This window comes from Pseudanabaena sp. PCC 9330 (assembly GCF_055795045.1).
Genome location: NZ_JAYFES010000107.1, coordinates 132406 through 156315 on the forward strand (window position 1 = coordinate 132406; position 23910 = coordinate 156315).

22 protein-coding genes are annotated in these 23910 nt (G+C 58.4%); 12 read left to right on the forward strand and 10 right to left on the reverse strand.

Annotated elements, in window-relative coordinates; genetic code table 11:
* Window positions 1-11: 11 nt before the first annotated feature.
* The 3 genes from ubiG to purT all read right to left on the reverse strand — a co-directional run bounded on the left by ubiG (window position 12) and on the right by purT (window position 3426).
* Entirely contained in the window at window positions 12-758 is a 747-nt protein-coding gene (ubiG, locus tag AC0QKW_RS14435) for a bifunctional 2-polyprenyl-6-hydroxyphenol methylase/3-demethylubiquinol 3-O-methyltransferase UbiG (RefSeq protein WP_473151774.1), read from the reverse strand.
* Between the two features lie 12 nt (window positions 759-770).
* Window positions 771-2051 (reverse strand): ABC transporter substrate-binding protein, encoded by a 1281-nt coding sequence (locus tag AC0QKW_RS14440; RefSeq protein ID WP_473151775.1) that lies wholly within the window; start codon window positions 2049-2051, stop codon window positions 771-773.
* A 166-nt stretch (window positions 2052-2217) separates the two neighbouring features.
* The gene (gene purT, locus AC0QKW_RS14445; RefSeq protein WP_473151776.1) at window positions 2218-3426 is read right to left on the reverse strand and encodes a formate-dependent phosphoribosylglycinamide formyltransferase; all 1209 of its coding nucleotides are present in this window, start codon (window positions 3424-3426) and stop codon (window positions 2218-2220) included.
* 393 nt (window positions 3427-3819) lie between these two features.
* Here purT and pilM point away from each other — a divergent pair, with 393 nt between their 5' ends.
* The 4 genes from pilM (at window position 3820) to AC0QKW_RS14465 (ending at window position 8944) form a co-directional block, all read left to right on the forward strand.
* Complete coding sequence (pilM, locus tag AC0QKW_RS14450) at window positions 3820-4920, forward strand: type IV pilus assembly protein PilM (protein WP_473151777.1); 1101 nt, start codon at window positions 3820-3822, stop codon at window positions 4918-4920.
* A gap of 2 nt (window positions 4921-4922) precedes the next feature.
* Window positions 4923-5702: a PilN domain-containing protein gene (locus tag AC0QKW_RS14455; RefSeq protein ID WP_473151778.1), complete on the forward strand. Its 780-nt coding sequence runs from the start codon at window positions 4923-4925 to the stop codon at window positions 5700-5702.
* Window positions 5699-6610: a hypothetical protein gene (locus AC0QKW_RS14460; RefSeq protein WP_473151779.1), complete on the forward strand. Its 912-nt coding sequence runs from the start codon at window positions 5699-5701 to the stop codon at window positions 6608-6610. Before AC0QKW_RS14455 ends, AC0QKW_RS14460 begins: the two co-directional genes overlap by 4 nt.
* A gap of 150 nt (window positions 6611-6760) precedes the next feature.
* A complete protein-coding gene (locus AC0QKW_RS14465; RefSeq protein WP_473151780.1) occupies window positions 6761-8944 on the forward strand; it encodes an AMIN domain-containing protein in 2184 nt (727 codons plus the stop codon).
* Between the two features lie 193 nt (window positions 8945-9137).
* Here the strand turns inward: AC0QKW_RS14465 and AC0QKW_RS14470 are convergent, their stop codons facing one another.
* The gene (locus AC0QKW_RS14470) at window positions 9138-9659 is read right to left on the reverse strand and encodes a hypothetical protein (RefSeq protein WP_473151781.1); all 522 of its coding nucleotides are present in this window, start codon (window positions 9657-9659) and stop codon (window positions 9138-9140) included.
* A gap of 326 nt (window positions 9660-9985) precedes the next feature.
* Here AC0QKW_RS14470 and AC0QKW_RS14475 point away from each other — a divergent pair, with 326 nt between their 5' ends.
* From AC0QKW_RS14475 to AC0QKW_RS14505, 7 genes are all read left to right on the forward strand, one after another.
* Window positions 9986-11122 (forward strand): ABC transporter ATP-binding protein, encoded by a 1137-nt coding sequence (locus AC0QKW_RS14475; RefSeq protein ID WP_473151782.1) that lies wholly within the window; start codon window positions 9986-9988, stop codon window positions 11120-11122.
* Window positions 11123-11311: 189 nt separating this feature from the next.
* A complete protein-coding gene (locus AC0QKW_RS14480) occupies window positions 11312-12421 on the forward strand; it encodes an ABC transporter substrate-binding protein (RefSeq protein ID WP_473151783.1) in 1110 nt (369 codons plus the stop codon).
* Between the two features lie 101 nt (window positions 12422-12522).
* Entirely contained in the window at window positions 12523-13425 is a 903-nt protein-coding gene (locus AC0QKW_RS14485; protein ID WP_473151784.1) for an ABC transporter permease, read from the forward strand.
* Between the two features lie 105 nt (window positions 13426-13530).
* Complete coding sequence (locus AC0QKW_RS14490; protein WP_473151785.1) at window positions 13531-14322, forward strand: ABC transporter permease; 792 nt, start codon at window positions 13531-13533, stop codon at window positions 14320-14322.
* Window positions 14323-14673: 351 nt separating this feature from the next.
* Window positions 14674-14868, forward strand: a complete 195-nt coding sequence (locus AC0QKW_RS14495; protein ID WP_473151786.1) for a hypothetical protein — start codon at window positions 14674-14676, stop codon at window positions 14866-14868.
* 70 nt (window positions 14869-14938) lie between these two features.
* On the forward strand, window positions 14939-16243 hold the full coding sequence (gene sbcD / locus AC0QKW_RS14500; RefSeq protein WP_473151787.1) for an exonuclease subunit SbcD: 1305 nt from the start codon (window positions 14939-14941) through the stop codon (window positions 16241-16243).
* A gap of 160 nt (window positions 16244-16403) precedes the next feature.
* A complete protein-coding gene (locus AC0QKW_RS14505) occupies window positions 16404-17378 on the forward strand; it encodes a cation diffusion facilitator family transporter (protein ID WP_473151788.1) in 975 nt (324 codons plus the stop codon).
* A gap of 295 nt (window positions 17379-17673) precedes the next feature.
* Here AC0QKW_RS14505 and AC0QKW_RS14510 read toward each other — a convergent pair whose 3' ends face one another.
* Complete coding sequence (locus tag AC0QKW_RS14510; RefSeq protein WP_473151789.1) at window positions 17674-18294, reverse strand: chorismate lyase; 621 nt, start codon at window positions 18292-18294, stop codon at window positions 17674-17676.
* 123 nt (window positions 18295-18417) lie between these two features.
* Between AC0QKW_RS14510 and AC0QKW_RS14515 the strand changes: the two genes are divergently transcribed.
* On the forward strand, window positions 18418-18822 hold the full coding sequence (locus AC0QKW_RS14515; RefSeq protein WP_473151790.1) for an allophanate hydrolase-related protein: 405 nt from the start codon (window positions 18418-18420) through the stop codon (window positions 18820-18822).
* A 7-nt stretch (window positions 18823-18829) separates the two neighbouring features.
* Here the strand turns inward: AC0QKW_RS14515 and fcmC are convergent, their stop codons facing one another.
* The 5 genes from fcmC to AC0QKW_RS14540 all read right to left on the reverse strand — a co-directional run bounded on the left by fcmC (window position 18830) and on the right by AC0QKW_RS14540 (window position 23829).
* Window positions 18830-19324 (reverse strand): filament morphology membrane protein FcmC, encoded by a 495-nt coding sequence (gene fcmC, locus AC0QKW_RS14520; RefSeq protein ID WP_473151791.1) that lies wholly within the window; start codon window positions 19322-19324, stop codon window positions 18830-18832.
* 121 nt (window positions 19325-19445) lie between these two features.
* Window positions 19446-20576, reverse strand: a complete 1131-nt coding sequence (fcmB, locus tag AC0QKW_RS14525; protein WP_473151792.1) for a filament morphology actin-like protein FcmB — start codon at window positions 20574-20576, stop codon at window positions 19446-19448.
* A gap of 647 nt (window positions 20577-21223) precedes the next feature.
* Window positions 21224-22858, reverse strand: coding sequence for a chaperonin GroEL (gene groL / locus AC0QKW_RS14530; RefSeq protein ID WP_473151793.1), 1635 nt, complete (start codon window positions 22856-22858; stop codon window positions 21224-21226).
* A 185-nt stretch (window positions 22859-23043) separates the two neighbouring features.
* A complete protein-coding gene (gene groES, locus AC0QKW_RS14535) occupies window positions 23044-23355 on the reverse strand; it encodes a co-chaperone GroES (RefSeq protein ID WP_473151794.1) in 312 nt (103 codons plus the stop codon).
* Between the two features lie 129 nt (window positions 23356-23484).
* Window positions 23485-23829: a Dethiobiotin synthetase gene (locus tag AC0QKW_RS14540; RefSeq protein ID WP_473151795.1), complete on the reverse strand. Its 345-nt coding sequence runs from the start codon at window positions 23827-23829 to the stop codon at window positions 23485-23487.
* Window positions 23830-23910: the final 81 nt, after the last annotated feature.

Below are 23910 nucleotides of genomic sequence, written 5' to 3' on the forward strand. Positions count from 1 at the left end.
GCGGCTCTCCCTCAACCCTCTCCCTTCACCGCCGTGCCGATATACATCACCCGCATGTCGTCGTCAAAGCGGACGTCAAACTGGCCCGTGGCCTGATACAGCCGGTAGGCACTGATAATTTCGCCCACGGTGCTGCCAAACAGGTTAAACCCGGTCATCGACACCTGGCCAAAGCCGGCCTGCACCAGCATAGTCTCCAACTCGGCGGGGGTGATGAACTTGCGCCAGTCGTGGATGCCCACCGGAATCTGGCGCAGGATGTTTTCTAGCAGCCAGATCATGACGAGCCGCGATCGCCCGGTGCGATTGATGGTGTCGAAGCAAAATAGGCCACCGGGCCGCAGCACCCGGCCTATCTCCTGCACCGACTTCAGCGGGTCGGCCACGTGCTCAAGCACATCCACACAGACCACCACGTCAAAGCTATCTGCCTCAAAGGGCAATGCCTCGGCCACCCCACAGCAGTAGACGATCGACAGACCTCCGGCGGTGGCGTGGGCCTGGGCCGCCGCAATACACCGGGCCGACTGATCAATCCCCCACACCTGGGCGTGCTGATGGGCTAAAAACTCGCAGGTAAAGCCACCACCACAGCCGACATCCAACACCCGCAGCCCCTGCCAGCGGGGTAGCACCCGGTCAAAATACTCAAACCGCAGCGGGTTGAGGCGGCTCAGCGGCGCTATGGTGGCAGTTTCATCCCACCAGTGGGCCGCCTGCTGATCGTAGAAGACCAGGTTGTTGCGTGGTATTGACAAAACCCTGTTCCCCTACCGCCCGTTCCACGCCGCCGCCGCATCGCTGACAGCCTGGTCGACCGTCTTTTGGCCCAGCATCGCCGCCTGCAAATTGTCGTAGATAATTGCCTGCAATTCCTTGATGCCATCCATCGCCGGAATTAGCACCTCGGCCTGGTTCATTTGCTTGGCGCTGACCGATCGCGCTTTTTCCACGCCCTTTGTGCCCTCAGCCGCAAAATAGCCATCCTCCAGCGCCCCGGCGGTCGAGGGCAGCACGTTGGCGGCTTTGGCAAAGCTGAGCTGGTTGGCGTCATTGGTCAGGTACAGGGCAAAGCCCAGTGCCGCCTCGGGCACATCAGTCGCAGCAGGAATCACCACATTCATCACCGCCACGTTGGTTTTGCCCGTGTCGCCAGTAATCTGGGGGCCGCTGCCGGTGACGGCGGCAATATCCGCCGCGTTGGCCTCAATCGTCGGAAAAAACTCGGCCCCGGTAGACAGCAGCGCCACTTCACCTGACTGGTACAGGTCGATCGCCCGGCGATGGCCCTGGGTCAGCACCTCACGGGGCAGCAGATCCTGCTGGTAGAGGTCAGTCCAGTACTGAAAGACGGCCCGACCCTGGGCGGTGTCAAAGGCCGCCTGGCCCTGGTCATCCACCAGCTCCACCCCCATCTGCACAAAGGATTGCAGCACGTCGGCAGAGTCTTCGGGCACAAAGGTGGTGAAGTAGGCGTACTTGCCGGTTTTATCTTTTACCTGGCGGGCGACCTCGGCCAGCTCGGCGTAGGTAGTGGGCGGCTCGACCCCAGCGGCCTCCAGCAAATCCTGGTTGTGCAGGGTGACGTTGGTGGTCAAATACCAGGGAAGACCAAAGCTCTGGCCGTTGAGGGTGTTGGCCTGCCAAATGTTGGGCAGGTAGACGGCGCGATCGGCTGCAGAGACTTTGTCGTCCAAAACCATCCAGGCGTTGCGGCTGGCCAGCTGAGCGGCAAAGTCGGGGTTGAGGTTGACTACGTCTGGTGCAGTGCCAGCGGTGACGGCAGTGAGAATTTTGCTCTGCATGTCGGCCCAGGGCACATCTACCCAGCGCACGGTAATGCCGGGGTTCTGAGCCTCGTAGTCGGCAATCAGCCCGTTGAAGTAGTCGGTAAAGTCGGGCTGGAGCTGCATCGTCCAAAACTCGACCTCTTGGCTGCCGTCGGTGGGGGCCGTGGCGCTGGGCTGTCCGCCGCCGCAGGCCACTAGCCAGCTCATCATTAGCCCCAGCAGGGCAAGCAGACCAAAGCGAGCGGAGGAGCGGAGGTTCATGGCAGGTTCTAAGCAGTACGAGCGATTAATAATCACGAAAACAAACTCAAGGCCACTGTCCCCTCCTCGGAGGGGTGCCCGAAGGGCGGGGTGGGTCACAAAGACTGGACTGACCTACCTCTACCCCTCCCAGGAGGGGACGAACGACAAAAATGTATTCCTCAGCCTACAGCATCACCTGCACCTGCTCGGCGCAGGCGATCGCCCGCTCCTTGGCCTCCTCGACGGTATCGCCCAGAGCCAGGGCCACGCCCATGCGGCGGTTGGGGTGGGCGACGGGCTTGCCAAACAGCCGCACCTTGCTGGTGGGCACCTGCAAGGCCTTGTCCAGGCCTACATATTGAGGGCGATCGCTCGCCCCAGCCGCCAAAATTACCGCCGAGGCCCCCGGCTGCACCAGGGTAATCTCGCCGATGGGCAGGCCCATGATTGCCCGCACATGCAGCTCAAACTCTGACTGGTGCTGGCTCACCATGGTCACCATGCCGGTGTCGTGGGGGCGGGGGCTGACTTCGCTAAAGTAGACAGTCTGGGCCTGATCGGGTGCCCCAGCGATAAACAGTTCCACCCCAAACAGGCCCCAGCCGCCCAGGGCATCGGTGACGGCTTGGGCCATGGCCTGGCAATCGGCCAGGGTGTCGGGGTGCAGGGCGCAGGGTTGCCATGACTCGCGGTAGTCGCCCGATTCCTGGCGGTGGCCGATGGGCGGGCAAAAGTGGGTGCCGTCCGCCGCCCGCACCGTCAGCAAGGTAATCTCGGTATCGAACGGGACAAAGCCCTCGACAATGACGCGATCGCTCTTACCCCGCCCTGCGGCTCGAGCGTACTCCCAGGCAGGCAGTACGTCGGCGAGGTAGCGCACGGTGCTCTGGCCCTTGCCCGACGAGCTCATGATTGGCTTCACCACACAGGGTAGACCGATCGCCTCCACCGCTGCCAAATACTCCGCCTCAGTGGCCGCAAACCGAAAGGGTGAGGTCTTTAGCCCCAACTCTTCTGCGGCCAGCCGCCGAATGCCCTCACGGTTCATTGTCAGCTGGGTGGCCCGAGCCGTGGGGATGACCCGCCAGCCTTCGGCCTCTAGGGCCACCAGGGTATCGGTGGCGATCGCCTCTACCTCCGGCACGATTAGCCCTGGCCGCTCCTGCTCGACCACCCGCCGCAGGGCCGTGCCATCGAGCATATCGATCACGTGGTGGCGGTGGGCCACAGTCATGGCTGGGGCGTGGTCGTAGCGGTCGACGGCCACCACCTCCAGCCCCAGCCGCACCGCTTCCAGCGCCACCTCCCGGCCCAGTTCGCCAGAACCCAGCAACAGCAGTCGTTGAGCAGCATCTTGCTGGGGCGTACCCAGCGGCGGTAGAGAGGTAGTCATGGGCGATCGCTCCAGGCTAAAAACGGTAGAAGGCAATATTTTCTCAATATTAAGTGCTCACTTTTCAGAATTGTGTGTAACATCCTGGTGATACCGGGTAGTCGTTGGTTCGGTATGCCATCAGGAGCAGTCACACAACAAGCTGGGTAGACAGTCGAAAAGCTAACTTTCTTCTCTTCCCGAAATTTCCAAAAGAAAAGTGGAAAATCTGAATCAAATTGTGTACCATTCGTTAGCACTTTTGCCCTAAAAGCAATGGCTAGGCTACTAGCTTGCTGATTGATTGCCATGAAAGTGGCTTTTCAAGGGGTGAGCGGGTTTATTTAGGTCTGTCTGGTTGGCTTCAAAGCCGGGCAGTTTTTCTGGTTAGCTACCTGTTTTTCGGATACTGCCGTGGATAGTCTCAAAGCTATTTTTAATCGCAAGCCTCGGGGGGTTGGCATCGAGCTCACCCCCGAGAAGATCAATCTGGCTCGCCTGAAAAAGCAGGGAAATACTCTCAAGTTAGAAAACCTAGCTTCTGTAGAGCTGGCGGAAGGAGTCTATGAAGAGGGCCAAATTTTAGACAGCGCCGCGATGGTAGACGCGCTACAGATGGTGCTGGCCGAGAGTAAGCTCAAGGTCAAACAGGCTACCACTGCCATTCCGGGTCGAGCCATTACCCGCGTCATCCCGGTGCCCGCCGAGCTAGACGACGATGAGCTGCGTGAAATGGTGCTCAACCAAGAGGCCAGCCTCTATCTGCCCTTTCCTAGAGAAGAGGCCGATGTCGACTATCAAAAGCTGGGCTACTTCGTCGACGAAGACGGCATTGAGAAGGTGCAGGTGCTGCTGGTCGCGGTGCGAAAAGACCTCACCGACCCCTACATTGATGTGTTTGCCCAGGCGGGTCTGGCCCTCAATGTGCTAGAAACCTCCAGTTTTGCCCTGATTCGCACTATTCGTGAGCAGCTGCGGCAGTTTACTCCCCAAGAGGCAGCAGCGGTAGTCGACATCGAGTTTGAAAATACTGAGATCTCTATTGTGGTCGACGGGGTGCCCCATTTCTCGCGCACTGTCCCCATTGGCACATTTCAAATTCAGAGTGCCCTCAGTCGTGCTATGAACCTGCCCCCCTCCCGCAACACTGATTTGCTCCAGGGTATGACGGTGCCCATTCAAACTATGGACACCGTTGGGGCTCCTCAAATGGGCAACAGCAATCCCGGTACCACGGCCATGCTGCGGGTGCTGGGCGAGCTCTCAGATGAGCTGCGGCGGTCTATCGACTTTTATCTCAACCAGGGTGAAGAGATGGAGGTGGCTCAGCTGCTGCTGGCTGGGCCGGGGGCATCGATCGGTCAGCTCGACGAGTTTTTAGCCCAGCGCTTGAGCTTGCCAGCCAGCCAGATTGACCCCATTGCCGCCCTCTCGCTGGAGGTAGCCGAAGACATTCCAGAGAGCCAGCGACCTGGTTTGGCGACGGTAATAGGTCTTGGTCTGCGGGAGGTATAGCTATGTATAGTCTCGATATCAATTTTCTCAAAGACCGAGAGGTTCGGGTCTACAACGTTAAGCCCAGGAGTCGGGCCGGGGCTGCTGAGCCTGGCGATCGCCGCCCGCTGATTTTAGGCTTGGCCGCCGCCCTGGTGCCCTTGGCCTTAGTGGGCGGTTACTGGGTGGTCACCCGACAGCAGGTCAACCAGTTGCGAGCCCGCAGCGCCGCCCTCGACAGCGAGCTGGCCACGCTGCAAAGTCAGCTTCAGGAGATCAGCACTATTCAAGGGCAAATTGATGTGATCAGGGCAGAAAACAGTGCCTTTGCCGCAATTTTTAACAATATTGTGCCCTGGTCAGCCCTGCTCAACGATATTCGCAACCGTACCCCTGGGCGAGTGCAGATTGTCAGCCTGAGTCAGACCGATGGCACCACCTCAGAGATTGACTCTGCTGCTACGACGCCAGCGACCTCTGGGGGCATTGCTATCAACGGGGTGGCTTGCTCCTATGACGACATTAACGACTTTGCCCTTGTCTTACAGCGATCGCCCCTGCTCCAGTCTCAATCGGTGGCGATCGCTCAAGCGGCCCAGCAGCCTACACTGCTCGACCCCCAGACCCAGGGTCGTTGCCCTGGCACCGCCGTCGGCGAGCCCGACTTTTTGATTGACTACGACATCAACGCCAACATTACCGCCACCCCAGCCTCTGAGCTAATCGATGAGCTTGAGCGGCAGGGCACCGTTGGTCTGGTAACTCGCCTTCGGGCCCTGAGAGAAAAAGGAGTGATCCAATGACCGCATCCGGCGATTTCCTTCCCCTTGAAGATAATCAGGGGACTGAGCAATTAGGGCCAACCTACCCCACTGCTTTTGGCATTGAGTTCAACCCTAAGGTGCAGGGCATCGCCCTAGGGCTACTGGGCTTGCTGGGTTCCTTTGCCCTATACAACTTTGTCGTGCAGCCTGTACAAGAGCAGAAAACTGCCCTCGAAGCACAGGTCGCCGACAAGCAGACCCAAGTCGATCAACAAACCGCCAGCCTGCAAAATCGAGCCGAGCTTCAGGCCCAGCTTGATCAGGCGCTAGAGCAGCGCGTGGGCATCTATGGCCTACTGGGCAATGCCCAAAGTCTCGATACTCTGCTGCTCGATATCAACCAGCAGATTAGAAACAGTAACGCCGCGATCGCCGACGTGCTTAGGGCTGACCCCGCCCGCCTAGACAACGCCCAACTCGCTGCTCTCGGGCTCAATCGTGAGCAAATCCAGCGGGTCAAGACTCTCTTGGCGGGTGACCTACAGCTGCAAACCAGGCTCTACAGTTCAGAGCTGTTGAGCTTTACGCCTAGCCCATCAGTGCTGTTGGCCGACGGGCCGCCAGAGCTAAACGGCAAGCTAGAGCGCTACACCGTCAACGTGTCGATGCAGGCGCTGTTTCCCCAGACCCAGAGCATTATGCGCAACCTAGAGCGCCTAGAGCCTCTGGTTGTAATTCGCGATGTGCAGCAGAGCATAGCCCCCCCGCCTGAGGGAGTAAGCGAAGAAGATCTGGTGGGTATCAGTCGTCTACTGCTCACCGATTACACCCTAGAGGTGCTGGTGCCGGTGGGCGACCCCAGCATCCCCCCCCCGCCCCCAGCTCCCGAGGCTCCGGCTGAAGGTGAAGCCCCGGTTGAGGGCGAAGTCCCCGCTGAGGGAGGTTAATTGTCTAGCTTGTTTGAATTTCGAGCTGGTCTTTTTGCTGCCGCTTAGACGCTAGCCGCCGATCCTGATCTACCAACGCCCAGACTGCCCAACGCCCAGACCAATAGACCCTGTGCGGCCCTGCCGCCCCCGTGATGGAGGAGTGAACCCGTGAATCCCTTGATGAAACTACACCCGATTTTGGTTGGCAGTGCCCTGGTGGCTCTCGCAGCCCAGCCCAGCTTAGCCTCGGTAACGAGCATTACCAATGTGCGCCTCAACCCCACCGCTACGGGGTTAGACCTAGTCTTTGATACTCGGGGCGGTGACGGCAGCAACGTCTTTACCGTCACCCAGGGCAACACCTTAGTGGCCGATATCACTCGCGCTCAGCTAAACCTGCCCAATGGCGGTGGCTTTATTGAGGCTAACCCTGCCCCAGGCATTAGCCAGATCACGGTGGCTCCCCTCGATGCCAACAGCGTGCGGGTGACGATTAGCGGCAATGGTCAGTCGCCGGTCGGTGTTGTCGCTACCACTGATGACCGAGTTGTGCTGTCGCTGCGCAACGACGGCCAGGCTGCTCAGGCACCTACTCCAGTGCCCCAAGACATCGTGACGGTGCCAGCCCCGGCTACCCCTCCCACGAGTGATCCGTCCACCGTGGCTCAGGCTACCCCGCCCGCTGCCGAGGTGCCAGCCCCCGCTAGCCCAGACGTGCTGGTGCCCAACCCCGACGTGATTATTGATGGCCAACCGGTACCCCGACCCCAGGTGCAGCAATCGCCGCCGTTTTTGCCTCGGGCCGTAGCACCTCCGATTGGCGATATTGCCATTGCTGAGGGGGTAACCTCATTTAGCACAATTAACCTGGGCAGCAATGAGCGCATTCCCAAACTGCTGCTGCGCGACGCCCCTGCCCGAGAAGTGCTCTCACTATTGGCGCGGGCCGCAGGTTTAAACCTGGTCTTTACCCCTGCTACCGCTGGTGGAGCCGGAGGGCAGCAGGGTGCGGCACCAGCCGCTGGTGCCGATGGCCCCACTGTCAGCCTAGATATTGAAAATGAGTCGGTACAGGAGGTGTTTAACCATGTGCTGCGGGTAACTGGGTTAGAAGCCAACCGAGTAGGCCGTAGCATTTATGTTGGTGCTAGACTTCCGGCCTCTGCTCAAAGTATTACGGCTCGTACCCTGCGCCTTAACCAGGTAGATGCCAGCGTTGCTTCCAATTTTTTGGTTGCCCTCGGTGCCGAAAGCGCTGTTAGCCGAGAGCGTCTAGTCACTAACGTCAATGCTGTTGATATTGGCGAGGGTGCCCCCGCTCTGACAGAGACTCAAACTACTACCGTTGAGCAGATCGAGACTAACCGGGTGGAGTATGAAGACAGCCAAACTATTCTGCGAGGCTTGCAAGTAGTTGCCGATGAGCGAACTAACTCGGTAACCTTGGTAGGCCGGGCTGACCTAGTCGCTCTTGCTACCGAGCAACTGACCCGGATCGATGTGCGGCGACGACAGGTGGCTATTAATGTCAGAGTGATTGATATTGACCTCAATGCCCTAGACGCCTTTGGCACTAGTTTCTCGTTCCAAACCGGTAACTTTGGCTTTACCAGTTCTGGGGGCTTAGGGGTGATCAATTTGGGGGCTGGGGTGCCATCGGGGCCTGTTCCCACTATTCCTAGTGGCACGCCTATTTTGCCCCGCGGGTTAGGTGCTCCTGGAGCCAACCAAACCTCTACAAACTTCCTGTTCCAGTTATTGGCCACAGTGCAGAACGGGAATGGAAAAATTATTACTGATCCAACGTTGATTGTGCAGGAGGGCCAAACGGCAACGGTTCAGCTCACGCAAGATGTTGTTACCGACATTACGACTACGGTACAGGTTACCGATGGGGTATCTGTTACCACCCAAGAAGTTGAAACTGAGCCCGCTGGGTTAATTTTACAGGTCAATGTAGATCGGATTGACGATAATGGCTTTGTATCGCTATCTGTAGCCCCTAGCATCTCGGCCCCTACCGATACGTTTAACTTGGGTAACGATACTATTTTCTTGCTGTCTGAGCGTCAACTCAGTTCGGGCCAGGTACGCGTGCGAGACGGCCAAACGTTGTTGCTTTCAGGCATTATCCAAGAGTCAGAGCGTACCAGCGTCACAAAGATTCCTATTTTGGGAGATATTCCCATCCTGGGCGCGCTGTTCCGCAGCACCGTAACGAACAACCAACGTCAAGAGCTAATTGTGCTGCTGACGCCGCAGATTATTGATGACTCTGATCAGTCGGTGTTTGGCTATAGCTACACCCCCAGTGAGCAGGTTCAAGAGATTCTTGATAATCCAAGTCGATAGGCTGTAGCAAGGGTTATTTAGATCAAGGTGTTTGGTAAAAAAAGGGATCTGGCTATGTGCTAGATCTCTTTTTTTGTAGTTGGGAGATGATGCCGAATCTGAATTCCATACCCCCGATTCTCAACCGGCCAATTGAGCAGGGCAAACCACCGTTCGCCCTGCTCAATTGGGGGTAGGCGAGCAGGATTTGGTATTACTCGGCAAAGTAGGAGCCATACATCACGTATCCGTCGTTGTTGAGCTGGGTTTCGTCGGTGTAGAAGGCAACCTCTACGGAGTCCGAGGCTCCAGGTTTGGGAATGAGTTTGATGTAGGGGTTGGGGCCGTCGTAAAAGGTAGGACTAGCCTCTAGCTTAAGCAGATAACCTCCTTCAATACTGACCAGGCTGTAGGCACTGGTTTGGCCACTGCCCCACTGTATCTGCCCGGCGCTGATAGTCATGGGGCCAAAGGCGATCAGTACCTTGCTCAACGGCTGCCACTCTTTCATCAGGGTGTCTGGCAGGTTGGCAGTAGTCGGGGAGACGACCGGGGGCGGTGCCGAGGGCTCAGGGGTTGATGTGGCGGTCTCGGGAGGGGTAGATGGGGCGGTGCCCTGGGGTGGGGCAGTGGGACGACAGCCCCCTAGCCCGAGGGCTGCTACCAGTAGCATCAACCCGGCGGCTCGCAGGGGGGCCGGGGAATAAGGCGGCAGGTGGGTTTTATTGGCGGCCATGGTTACCCCGTTAGGCTAGATCTGGTGGCAAGTAGCCATCGCCATCATAGTAGACAGTCTAAATACCTTTGGCTCGATGGCTATGAGCCATCGCTATGGTAGCGTTTTGCTGCGATCGCTCGATCAGGCCCGGCTCCAACACCAGACATGCTGAGCAAAGCCTAAAAAAATAGACAGAAGCTGAATTGCTGGGGGCAGGGGTGGGTAAAGTATAGGCAGTGCAACATCGGCATTGCAACTGGGTCAGGCTGGTTGCAGGCATTGCGTATAGAGGGCGATCGCAGGGGCGATCGCCACCGCTAGGGTGAACAATCAAGGGAATGGCCATGGCTCAGACGGTGCATTCTGCGGCGGCAGCGGCGGCGGCAGTGACAGCAGCTCAGGCTGATGTAGAACTGCGGCAGGTATTTAAGACCTTTGGCTCAGACGTGGCGGTACGCCAGCTAGACTTAACCGTTCACCAGGGAGAGTTTTTTAGCATTCTCGGGCCGTCGGGCTGTGGTAAAACCACCACCCTGCGACTCATTGCCGGGTTTGAGACGCCCACCGCCGGGGAAGTGTTGATTCAAGGGGCCAACGTCAGCACGGTGCCGGCTTACCGCCGCCCGGTCAATACCGTGTTTCAGAGCTACGCCCTGTTTGACCACATGACGGTCAAAGACAACATTGCCTTTGGGCTCAAGATTAGACGGTTGGGATCGGCTCAGGTGCGCGACCGCGTCGCCGAGGCCCTGCGGCTGGTGCAGCTAGAGTCTATGGCCAACCGCTACCCCACTCAGCTCTCTGGTGGGCAACAGCAGCGAGTCGCTCTGGCACGGGCGCTGGTCAACCATCCGGCAGTAATGCTGCTCGACGAGCCCCTTGGTGCCCTCGACCAAAAACTGCGCAAACAGATGCAGGTAGAGCTGGCCAACCTCCATCGCCAGCTGGGCATCACCTTCATCATGGTCACCCACGACCAAGAAGAGGCTCTGGCGCTTTCCGATCGCATTGCCGTTATGAACAACGGCCAGATCGAGCAGATTGGCACCCCTGGCGACATCTACGATCGCCCCCGCACCCCCTTTGTGGCCGACTTCATCGGCGATACCAACCTGCTGCCGGGTCGTCTGCACCAGGTCTCGGCTACCGAAGCGCAGGTGATCGCCCACAGTGGCCTACAGGTCATTGCCCGACCGGCTGAACCGGCCCAATATGATTTGGGGCAAGCCGTTGTCGTCAGCATCCGGCCTGAAAAAATCAGCCTGAGCCCGAGTTTACCCGCCAGCAGCGGCAACTGCTATCAGGGCGAGGTCAGACATGTCATGTATTTGGGTACCCATCTGCACTGCGTCGTACAGCTCACCTCGGGCGAAACTCTGACCGTGCGCCAGCCCAACCGGGCCGAGTCAACCATAGATGTAGATATGCCCGTGCACATTCACTGGGCGATCGATGACTGCTTAGTGCTCAAGGCCGATTAGATAACGCTAAAAAAACGAGCTGCGGTGCAGACTCACTCCCCATGACTTAGGAATTGCTGGTTAACTACTATAGAAGCCCACCGCTGAAAACCTAGCGGCCTAGAACTCGGTACCCCGGCCCTAAAGCCTGAAAAGACTAATCCCCCCCGCCCCCTAGTGAACCTGGAGAACACCGTGCCAAAGCGATCGATGACACCTTATTCTCTGCGCCGCCCTGCCTTCAGCCGCCGCCGATTTTTGCAGGGGTCGGCAGCGGTAGTGGCCGGTTTGGCAGCCACCAACTGTCGTCAAAATCTGTCGGGGCCACCCAGGGGCGGTGGCAGCGATGGGGCTCTGCACATCTACACCTGGGCCAACTACACTGACGATGGCCTGGCCCAGGCCTTTACCGAGCAAACGGGCATACCGGTGGTAGTCGATATTTTCGACTCCAACGAGATCATGCTGACCAAGCTCCAGGCCGGGGGTGGCGATGCCTACAGCATCATCTATCCCTCCGACTACATGGTGTCGGAGATGATTGATCTAGATCTGCTGACGGAGCTCGATCAAAGCCGCATCACTGGCCTAGAGAACCTCAAGGAGAAGTGGGTCAACCCCGCCTACGACCCCAACAACGCCCACAGCATTCCGTTTTGCTGGGGGACTACGGGGCTGCTGTATAACCGAGACGTAGTGCCCAGCGAACCCACCGATTGGGATTTTCTCTGGGAGAACCAGGTCGCTCTCTCCCGCCGCATTACGCTGATTGATGACATGCGCGAAACCCTGGGAGCCACCCTCAGATCTCTAGGTTACTCCTACAACACCAGCAACCCAGCGGAGATCGAAGCGGCCTACCAGCGGCTGCTAGAGCTACAGCCCCACATTGCGGCTTTTAAGACCACCGGCTTTGAGAATGAGCTGCTCAGCGGTGATCTGGGGGTTTCCATGGTTTACTCTAGCGATGGAATTGCTCTGACCCTCGAAGACGATCGCATAGAATACGTCATCCCCGCCAGCGGGTCTTCTCTGTGGACTGATACCCTGGTGATTCCCAAAACCGCCCCCAATGTCGATGCTGCCTACCAGTGGATGAACTTCATTCTCGACCCAGCGGTTGCTAGTGCGGCGGTAGAGCGTCTGTTTTTTGCCACCGCTAACCAGGCCGCTTTTGACCTGTTGCCTGCCGATATTCAAACCAACGACGACCTCTACCCCCCCGATGAGATTTTGGCCAAGAGCGAGGGCATTGTCGCCGTAGACGAGGCCGCTACCGCCTTGTTTGACCGGCTATGGACTGAAGTTACGAGCGCTTAGGAGGATGAAAGTTGGCGTTTTGAGTGCTCTGGTTTGAATGCTGTCGGCAACGTCTTAAATCAAAACTTTCCCCCGTTTGCCCCCTTGTCTCTCCCTCCCCTATGACGTTCTCTCCTCCGCCTACCCCCGCCCGGCCCTGGGCCGATCGCCTCGCGCCTCGCCGCTGGCTAGGGCCAATCGCTCTACTGGGGCCAGCGGGGGTATGGCTACTGCTATTGCTAGTGCTGCCGACCCTGCTCATTTTAGAGATTAGCCTGGTGCCGGGGCTGCGGCTGGGGCAGCCCAGTGGCGGTTATGGGCTGGGCAACTATCTGCAAATTTTGCAGCCTGTATACCTGCGGGTAATGGGGCGATCGCTGGCTTTTGCCCTCGGGTCTACTCTGCTGTGCTTGCTGCTGGGGTTTCCGGTGGCCTACTGGCTGGCGCTGCTGTCGCCAAAGCGGTGGCGCAACCTGCTGCTAGTGGGCTTTATTTTGCCCCTGTGGACCTCGTCACTGCTGCGGGCCTACGCCTGGACAACTATTCTGCGCCCCAGCGGCATTCTCAACACGGTTTTAACGGCGGTGGGGTTGCCTGCTCAAAACTGGCTAAATACGCCTACGGCGGTGTTTATTGGCCTCACCTACAGCTTTTTGCCCTATATGGTGCTGATTCTCTACGCTTCGCTCGAAAAGCTCGATATTCGCCTGCTGGAGGCCGCCGCCGATCTGGGGGCCAACTCCGCCCAGTGCTTTTGGAAAATTACCGTGCCTCAAACTCTGCCGGGCATTGCGGCGGCTAGTCTGCTGGTCTTTATCAGCGCCCTGGGTGACTTTGTGGTGCCTACCCTGCTGGGTGGGGCCTCGTCAATGAATATTTCGCGGTTGATCTATAACCAGTTTCTTGGCCCTACCCGAGCCTGGGGCTTTGGCTCGGCTCTGAGCATGGTGCTGATCTTGGCGGTGAGTCTGGCGATCGCTCTGCTGCTGCGCTACGGCGATCGCAGCACCGTTACCGAGGCGTAACGAGCGCGGTGCACCGCTGCGCGACTGCACCCGACGCAATCCCTATCTCATTCGTACGGGCGCACTGCTGTGCGCCCCTCCCCCCACCCATCTACCCCATCACCCATGCCCCGCCTCACCTGGCCCAGCGCCTTTACCGCCCTCATGTACGCCTTCATGTACTTCCCCATCATTGTGTTAGGGGTGTACAGCTTTAACGACTCGCGCTACAGCACCGGCTGGGAGGGCTTTAGCCTGCGGTGGTATCGAGCGTTGTTTAGCGATCGCCGCATTTTTGCCGCCCTGCAAGACAGTCTCACCATTGCGATCGTGGCGGTGGCAATTTCGGCGGTGCTGGGCACTCTGATGGCGATCGGGCTGGCCCGTCATCGGTTTCGAGGCAAGGGGCTCTACCGGGGGGTGTCGTATCTGCCGCTGATTATTCCTGACATTGCGATCGCAGTGGCGACCCTAGTGTTTTTGGCCTCGGTGGCGGTGCCGCTGAGCCTGTGGACGATCATTGCTGCGCACATGGTGTTTTGCCTGGCCTACATTGCTGTGGTGGTGTCTAGCCGCCTGCAGCGCCTCGACCCCAACCTAGAAGAAGCCGCCCTCGACCTGGGGGCCACCCCGACCCAGGCCCTGGTGAAGGTGTTGATTCCGCAGCTAGCGCCGGGGATTTTTGCGGGCTGTCTGCTGGCCTTTGTGCTCAGCATGGATGACCTGCTGATTTCGAGTTTTACCGCTGGCGGCGGTGCCAACCCCCTACCGCTAGAAATTTTTAGCCGGGTGCGCACCGGGGTCAAACCCGACATCAACGCCCTCAGCGTGGTGCTAATTTTGGGCTCAGCGCTGCTGGCCGGGCTGGCAGAGTACGTGCGCTACCGCAGCGATCGCGCCCGTCAAACCACGATCTAGAGGCATTGCCAGCCCAGCAATTCCCCGATGGGCAAGCCATCGTACCGCAGGGGCAAACCGCTGCTTGCCCAACGCAGTAATGTTCTTGTCGAGCAATAGCCTAGCCCATCAGTCTGGAACATCTTCCTCTGTTTTGGCTTCTATAGACCATGATGCAGACCTAGAGCCTGCAACGGTGGTCTGTGCTAGACCATCTAGGCAGACTCGACCGTGATCTAAACCACGTCGGCTGCCGGTTCTAGTCACGCCTGAGGAGGCCTAAGATCATCCCTGGTTAGCAAGCGTTGTCACGGTGCGATTGAAGCGATGGGGAGATAGTGGTTATAGCCTCAAATAGTTCAGGTCGTCACCATGTCTCAAACTACTAGCCAATCCCTCAAAACCATTGCCGATAAAATTTTTGCCGATCGCCGCATCAGTCGCCAGGTACAGCGCGACTTGATGAATGTGCTGCTGAGTGAGCCCAGTTTGAGCAACCAAGACCACGCCGTGGCCCAGCAGGTTTTTGAGGCTATCCGCAAAGGGCAGCTACGGGTGGTCGACTAAAGGGCGTCTTCGCTGCCCAGATCGACTTGCCACTGGTCGCCACTGGCTCGGGCGGCGCTATCATGGCCCCATGCTCACCCTTCTTCACCTCTCCGACATCCACATGGGCAGCGGGTTTGCCCACGGTCGGCTCAACCCTGAGACGGGTCTCAACACCCGGCTAGAAGACTTTATCGCTGCCCTCACCCACTGCATCGATCGCGCCCTGGCCGAACCTGTCGATCTGGTGCTGTTTGGCGGCGATGCCTTCCCCGATGCCACGCCCCCACCCCTCGTACAACAGGCTTTGGCCAGTCAGTTTTGTCGGCTCTCAGCCGCAGGCATACCCACGGTACTGCTGGTGGGCAACCACGACCAGCATGCCCAGGGTCTAGGCGGTGCCAGCCTGTCAATCTACAGAACCCTAGGGGTGCCGGATGTGGTAGTGGGCGATCGCCTCGAAACCCATCACATTTCTACCGCCCATGGCCCAGTACAGATTGTCACCCTGCCCTGGCTGACCAAGTCAACCCTGCTCACCCGGCCCGAAACCGAGGGCCTCTCCATGGCCGAGGTGAATGACCTGCTGTTGGCCCGGCTGCGAGTGGCCCTAGAGGGTGAAATTCGCCGCCTCGATGCCGACATTCCCGCTATTCTCTTGGCCCATGCCATGGTCGACACGGCCACCTACGGGGCCGAGCGGTTTTTGGCGGCGGGGCGGGGCTTTACCGTGCCCATGGCGCTGCTGGCGCGACCCTGCTTTGACTACGTGGCCCTGGGCCATGTGCACCGTCATCAGGTGCTCTGCGAGCAGCCCCTAATGATCTATCCCGGCAGCATCGAGCGGGTCGATTTTAGTGAAGAATCGGAGGAAAAGGGTTACCTGCTGGTACAGGTAGACCGAGGGGAGGCCAACGCCGAGTTTTGTCCCTTACCGGTGCGCCCTTTCAAAACCATTGAGCTAGACGTATCCGACGCCGAGCAGCCCCAGGCTATGCTGGAACGGGCGATCGCCAAAGCCGACATCACCGACGCCGTGGTGCGCTGTCGCTATACCCTACGCACCGACCAAGTCGACCAAATCGATCAAGCTGCCCTAGACCTGGCCCTCGTTGCCGCCCACAGCTACACCCTTCAGCCCGAGATCAAAACCCAAACCCGCCGCCGCCTGCCCGAACTGGGCACCGACAGCAGCCTTGACCCCCTAGCTGCCCTGGGTGCCTACCTCGCCCACCGCGACGATCTTGGCGACCTCGCCGAAGGCATGATCGCCGCCGCCGCCACCCTTCTTACCGACGAAACCGACGACCTACCGATTGATGACACCGACCTCGGCCTCGACGATCTCGCCAGCCTGGCTCTAGAAGAAACCGCCCAACAACTGCGGTTGCTGTAGCATCTATGGCTATTTCTCCGCCAATGAGTGCACTCTCCATCTCCCAGGAGCCATGGTATGTCAGCCTGGCTCTAGAAGAGCTGACCAACAGAATCAGTCACAATCAGGCGGCATCGAGATTCGCCCCTTGCAGTACCATTGAGCCCAGACCTTCAGCCCGGTGCGTCTGCCCATGAACGAGGGCGAATACCAACGCCGCATTAGCTATCGCCTGCTGCTGACGACCCTGTGGGCGACCCTACTGCTGCTGGCGGTGGAGGCTATTGGCGGCTGGGCCAATCAGTCGCTGACACTGCTGGCTGAGTCGCTGCACACTCTGGTAGACGGTTTTAGCACGGTGCTCAGCCTGGTGGCGGTGACCTCGCCCCAGCGGCAGATGGGCCGCGAAGTGTGGGGCCACGGGCGGGCTGAGGTGGCAGGTACCCTGTTGTTGTGCGCATTTTTGGGCTTTACCGGCGTGAGCCTGCTGTTTATTGCCCTCGGTCAAGTGTTCAAAGGGCTCACCAGTGTAGAAAATCCATTTCCGGTAGTGATCGACCCCCAGGTGCTCAAGTTCACCGCCGCCATGGTGATTCTCAATGTGGCCCTGGGTATCTATGCCAGCTATCAGGCTCGCAGCCTTAGCAGCCAGGCCCTCAAGCTCAATACTCGCCACTTTCTCACCGATGCCTGGCTGAGCATTGTCATGCTGGGGGTACTGCTGACGATCTGGCAGGGGCAGCGCTGGCTCGATCCGGTCTTTGCCCTAGCGCTGTTGCCCCTGGTGGCCCGCAGTCTGTGGCGGGTGCTCAACGACCAACTGCCGATGCTGCTGCGCCCGACGGCGATCGCCCCCGAAGCCATTGCCCACATTGCCACCCAGGTCGAAGGGGTCACCCGCTGCACCCGCATTCGATCGCGGGGGATGGTGGGCCGCCAGGTGTGGGTCGAGATTCACCTGGTGCTGCACCCCGAGTTTGTGGAGGCGGCAGAAGCCATTGGCGAGCAGATCGACGCCCTGCTGCGCCAGCGCTACGGCCCCCTGCGCTGCCAGGTGTGGGTTGAGCCCGCCCGCACCAGCCGCGACGCCTTTATGGAGCCGGGCATGCCAAATTACTTGCCGCCCTCGCCGAGGAATGGCGAAGATTGGGTCTGACCGATTCCGGCGGGATGATGTTAGCTTTTGGGATGAACTCGCAGGGGCAGATATTTGGGTCTGCCCTGCCAATACGCCTGCCCGAAAGGATGCTGGATGGCTGATGTGGGATTGCAGATCCCAATGTCTGCCCGAAAAAATTCTGGACTCAACCTCGATCGCCTATCCAAAACCTAAAACCAAATCCTCCTGGGCTACCCCCGATTCAGCAGGGCAAACAACCGTTTGCCCCTACGGTTTGGCCTTTGGGGAATCGGGGTTATGTGGCTCGGATTTCGTATAAAATCCAAAAACTCTACCCTCTGGGGCCGCTCTGCATTGGCCCCAGGTAGCGGGTCAGGTAGGGCGAAAACACTTCGTAGATCAGCGTCAGCGGTTTGCCCCGGTGCCAAAACAGGTAGTGACGACCCCAGAACGGCCCCGGTTCGCCAAAGGCCTCCTCCAGCGCCGCCGAGTCGCCGTAGTAGAGGCCCTGGATATCGCGGTAAAGCTCGGTGCGCAGGCGGGCCAGGCTGGCCCAGATGGGCAGCGATTTGTTTTGCAGGTACTCATCCACATGGCTGGCCTCCCACCAGGAGGTAGCGTAGGCCAGGCGCTGGCCGGAGGCGGTGCGCAGCCACACCTGACGGCGCAACCGGGGGCCGGGCACCACGCGAATGATATCGGGGGCACCGTCGAGATCCATCCCTACCGGGGCCATGTCGATCACGTCTACCTCGGTGCGATCGCGGGTCAGCAGCTGCAAGTGCCGCGTCGGCGAGCCATCCCCCAGCAGCAAAATTTGCCAGGCGGGGGCTAGCTGGTCGTGGGGCAGTCCTTTTTGCACGGTGGGCTGCCCGGCCTGCCAGCGAGGTTGCAGGGCATACCACCCGCAGGGAATGGCCGGATCGGTCAGGGGCTGTAGGGCAGAGGTCAAGGTGTTACAAAAGTTCACGCCATGGGTCTATGCTATCGCGATCGCACCCCCCTTTCCAGACATAAACCGTGAATCGAACCAGGCTACAGTGGATCGGTGAACTACCCAAGGAATGAACGCACCATGGCAGAGGGCCTAAAACTGGCGGTTAACGGTACCCTCATGCGGGGACTAGCACTCAACCCCAACCTGCTGGAGGTAGGGGCTACATTTCTCTACGAGGCCGCGACCACCCCCGACTACCGCCTGTGGTCGATCAACGATATCCACCCAGCCATGGTGCGAGTCAGCAGCGGTGGTGTTGCCGTAGCCCTAGAGGTATGGCAGGTGCCCGCCTCTGGTTTAGTGCAGGTGCTGCTGCAAGAGCCGCCGGGGCTGAGCATTGGCAAAGTTACCCTCAGCCCAGACGAAACGGTGCTGGGGGTGCTGGGCGAGCCGGTGCTGTGTGAGGGGCAGCGAGAGATTTCGGCCTACGGCGGCTGGCGATCGTACTGCGCGGCCATGGGCAGCAAATCTCTGCTGAGCTAGGCTCTAGCTAAAAATCGTCAATCAACCCACTCAGGCGCGCCAGAACCGGATCTTCAGGTATCGCTTCGGCGGCTTCGGCATAAGGCACCTGGTCTGAAGCTGGCTGAGCAGACATCGCGCTGTCAAACCTGGATCCTGTGAGGTGAGTCACCTGGAGGGACAACTGCGCTAGTTGAGCTTCTAATCGTTCTAAGCGATTTTTCTCTTGGGCAAAAAAACGCTGCTCCATACTGAGCAACTGGGTCTCAAGGTTTTCAATGCGTTTGTCTGTAGATGAGGATGATGATTGACTAGAGTAAGCGTGATTACTCAGCAAAAGCTGGTGCAGCGCTTCTTTGCAAAGGCTGCTAAAACTCAAGCCCGGTTGCTGAGCCAACTCAGCGTTGACAGCGGCTAGCAGATTTTGATCAAGCTCATTTTGGCGAAAAAGAACAGGCTTTTTAGTCTGGAATAACCATTTCAATATCATTATTTTTATCCATGAAACCAGGGTGCCACCCACTGGGCAAAACCCCTTCCCAATCGATCGCAGAAGTCGCCTAGCCAAAACCGGGGTTTAAGCAAATAACATCAGCCTTCGATTGGGAAGCGATCTGGCATGGCTAACGCCCAAATCGAGAAGACTAAGCCGCCACCCGAGCCGCTCGGGCCGACGCTATCTGAGCCTCCCCATAAATATACTGACCTAGGGCATTTGCCTGGCGGCAGGGCGTAGCCAGGTGGGCATTGATCTTGGCCTCTCTCAGCAAGCGCTGAAAATCTTCCCAAAAAAACTCGCCGCCGCCGCCTGTGAGAATGACATCAGTAACGCGCTCTGGCAGCCAAGCCAATAGCCGGTTACACATCTCCCTCGAAAAATTCTCTTTGAGGTTGGGCAAAATGTCGTCTAAGTTAGTGGGTTTGTTGGCTCCCCGAGGACGGTAGAACCGCTGACCTTGAGGCTGATTTACAGCAGCGATGAGCGCTAGAGACTGGCTATCGGCCCCCTCAATGTGAGCCGCCACCTGTTCATAAAACTGGCTCATGGCAAAGGCTTCGCTTCTAGACACCCCCCGGGCAAATCTGAAGTTGTCGACCATGATGCAGTCGGTGGTTTGATGCCCAATATCTACGATCGCAACCGGTAACTGGGTAAAGTCAACGTCAGGGTTTTTGTTTTCCTGAACCTCATTCCAGAGAATGCTGCCGTACCCTTCAGGCATCACCCAAACCTTGTTGATGTGAATGGTGAGCGGTTCGCCGCGATAGCTCATCACGTGCGGCCCCAGCAGCAGGCTCATCAGCTGCTCCTTCTCGCGCTCAAACTGATCTTGGGAATGGTAGGGCAAACCCAAAACCACCGAAATCTCATCTTTTAACTGAAAGTAGCCGACACAGGCTAAGACCTTGACCAGGGCGTCGTTGACCTTAGATTGGCCAACCCCCAGGTTCGCCCCAAAATCTTCTGCCAGCTGCCCCATGGCATAGCCACTGCCCTGGTAAACCATCCAAATATCAGACAACGGATCCGTTGCTCGGGCTTCAAACGCGCCGCCCTGCACCTGCTCCATCGACAAATGCTTGACGTTCGCCGGAATGAAGACGACGCTATCAGGATCGCGGCTGACGGAAGTCTTTGTAGAGGTTCGCCCCAAATCAACACTGAGAATAGATTTGGACAACCCAATGGTTTCCTTCGTCGCTGCGGCATCGCCTGTGGTTTTTACCGGTGACGTCTGGTTCATCGGTATAGAAGCAGCTTGTGACATGGTCATTGATTCTGAACCCTTTATCGAGCATCACAAAAGCCACCAACCTCACATCACCACAGCAAAGCTAAGTCAAAGTTCTTTCAAAACCTTGACGGGGATCAGATTTTAGACTTGATGGCTAACTGACCAAGACTCTCAAATCGGCAAAGTGTTCCAGAAAAATACCTTCTTTTTCAAGTTGTCCTTGAGTATCACAAAACAGTTACCTGACTAACACTAAAAACAATTTTTACATCAGTAATCAATCCATGCATTTGGTTAAAAATATCACAGGAATTTCCCATGGAAGAATGCGATTCCTACGTTTTAGGCCAATATAGTAAGGCTATATTGCCATCCATCTAAGGAGGGAATAAGCAAAGCTGATGGTTCCACTCTGTAGCTCGTAGATGCAAATCAGCTTGCGATTACCGTCGCTCTTGGGTCTCAGCTAGGTTAGGCAAATGTAGTTTTTCACCATAAAAAATAGCCCCAGTCAATTGAATTTGCTGGGGCTGCCTTTTGCTTGCCTTAACGCGGCTTATTTACAGGCTGCGTTGCAAGGTTACATCAAATCCGAGTCACACTTCCCCACTTCGAAATCGAGATCTCGTAGGGGCATTGCAGTGCAATGCCCCTACCAATCGGGGGTATAAGGATAGGATTCGGTATTAGTAGTCGAAGTCGCCGCCCATGCCAGCGCCAGCGCCCGCCGCCGGGGCCTTGGGCTCGGGCTTATCGACCACAATGCACTCGGTGGTCAGCACCATGGAGGCGATGGAGGCGGCGTTTTGCAGGGCGGAGCGGGTCACCTTGGCCGGGTCCACAACGCCTGCCTCGAACATGTCCACGAACTCGTTGGTGGCGGCGTTGTAGCCCACGTTGAAGTCCTTCTCCTTCACCTGCTCAACGATCACAGCGCCGTTGAAGCCCGCGTTCTCAGCGATGCGGCTGAGGGGCGCGGTCAGGGCGCGGGTGACGATCTGGGCACCCAGCAGCTCTTCGCCGCTGAGGTTGGCATTGGCCCAGTCGGCCAGCTGCGGGGCCAGGTGGGCCAGGGTGGTGCCACCGCCGGGGACGATGCCCTCTTCCACTGCGGCCTTGGTGGCGTTGATGGCGTCTTCGAGGCGCAGCTTGCGGTCTTTCATCTCGGTCTCGGTGGCGGCCCCGACTTTGATCACGGCCACCCCGCCGGAGAGCTTGGCCAGGCGCTCCTGGAGCTTCTCTTTGTCGTAGGTGGACTCGGTTTCTTCGATCTGGCGACGGATCTGCTCACAGCGGGCCTTGACCTGCTGCTCGTTGCCCTCGGCGACGACGGTGGTGGTGTCTTTGGTGATGGTGATGCGGCGGGCGCTGCCCAGCATGTCTACCTTGACGTTGTCGAGCTTGAGGCCGGTGTCTTCAGAGATTACCTGGCCACCGGTGAGCACGGCGATGTCTTCGAGCATGGCCTTGCGGCGATCGCCAAACCCAGGCGCTTTGACAGCGGCCACGTTGAGCACGCCGCGCATGCGGTTCACCACCAGGGTGGCCAGAGCCTCTTTCTCAATGTCTTCGGCAATGATCATCAGGGGCTTGCCGGAGCGAGCCACCTGCTCGAGCACGGGCACCAGATCCTGCACCAGGGTGATCTTCTTGTCGGTGATTAGAATGTAGGGCTCGTCCAGCACCGCTTCCATGCGCTCGGTGTCGGTGACGAAGTAGGGCGACAGGTAGCCCTTGTCGAAGCGCATGCCTTCAGTGACCTCCAGTTCGGTGGTCATGGACTTGCCCTCTTCCAGGGAAATCACGCCCTCGCGGCCCACTTTATCCATGGCGTCGGCGATCATTTGGCCGACTTCGTCGTCGTTGCCAGCGGAGATGGCCCCCACCTGGGCGATCGACTTGGAGTCTTCCACGGGGCGGGCGTGCTCGGCAATTTTCTCCACCAGAAAGGCGGTGGCCTTGTCGATGCCGCGCTTCAGGGAGATGGCGTTGGCCCCGGCGGCGACGTTGCGCAGGCCCTCTTTGACTATGGCGTGGCCGAGAACGGTGGCGGTGGTGGTGCCGTCGCCTGCGGCGTCGTTGGTCTTGCTGGCGGCCTGGCGCAGCAGCGAGACGGCGGTATTTTCAATATGATCTTCTAGCTCAATTTCTTTAGCAATGGTGATGCCGTCGTTGACGATCTGGGGCGCGCCGTACTTTTTCTCCAGCACCACGTTGCGACCCTTGGGGCCGAGGGTGACGGCGACGGCTTCGGCCAGCATGTCAAAGCCGCGCTCTAGGGCGCGACGGGCATCTTCGTTGTAGGTGATGGTTTTAGCCATAGGTCAAAAAATCCTCCCAGCAAGAATTGTTGAACTAACTGCGTGTTGAAGACTCGGTGCATCGCTTCGCGGATGCACCCTACGGGGTGAGGGGCGATCGCGTGGATCTAACCCACCCCTACCCCTCCTAGGAGGGGATGTTGGAGAACCAATCCAAAATCACCAGTTTAAAATCCAAAATCGGCCTAAGCGAGGGCGGCGAGGATGTCGGACTCGCGCAGCAGCACGTAGTCGTCGGTGCCCAGCTTGATGTCGGTACCGGCGTACTTGGAATACAGCACCTTGTCGCCGACCTTGACTTCTACGGGCTGGAATGAACCGTTGTCGTCGCGCTTGCCGGGGCCAACCTGCACCACTTCGCCCACCTGGGGCTTTTCCTTAGCAGTGTCGGGCAGCAAGATGCCGCCAGCGGTTTTTTCTTCGGCGGCGCTGACTTTAACCAAAATGCGATCGCCCAGAGGCTTTACAGTAGACACACTCAGGGTGACTGCGGCCATAACTTACCTCCAAAAAGGGTAGTAAACATCTGCGTAGACAGGACGCGTTAGCACTCTTGCATCCTGAGTGCTAATTTAGCTGCCCACAAGTTCTCGCTGCAATTCTCTGGGAGGTGTGGTTTGCCGAACCTACCCCATCCACTCGCCAAACACAATCGACTGCGCTGCTTTGCCAATGCGTCCCAAGTCCTCATCGAGCATGGGCGGCCAGATAACCCCAGCCTTCTGCCCCTGAGAATAGAGCTGGCGGCTTTCGTAGGCGAGAATGAACAGGGCTTTGGTCAGGGTGCGATCGAGGGTGGGTTCGTTCTTGAGCCCTTCAAACAGCACTTTGAGGGCCAGCAGCAGGGAGGTCACCTGGCCAGGGATGGGCGGTTTGCCCTGGCGCAGGCAGGCAATAAAGGTATCGGGTAGGTCTTCGCTGGTGCCCAGGGTCTGGCGGACTACAAATTCGCGAGCGGTTTCAAAATCCATGGGGTAACGGTAGCTGAATAGGGTGATCTAGCCCCGCGTGTGCTGCTCATGCTACAGGCCACAGCGCCAGGGCTATGCCCG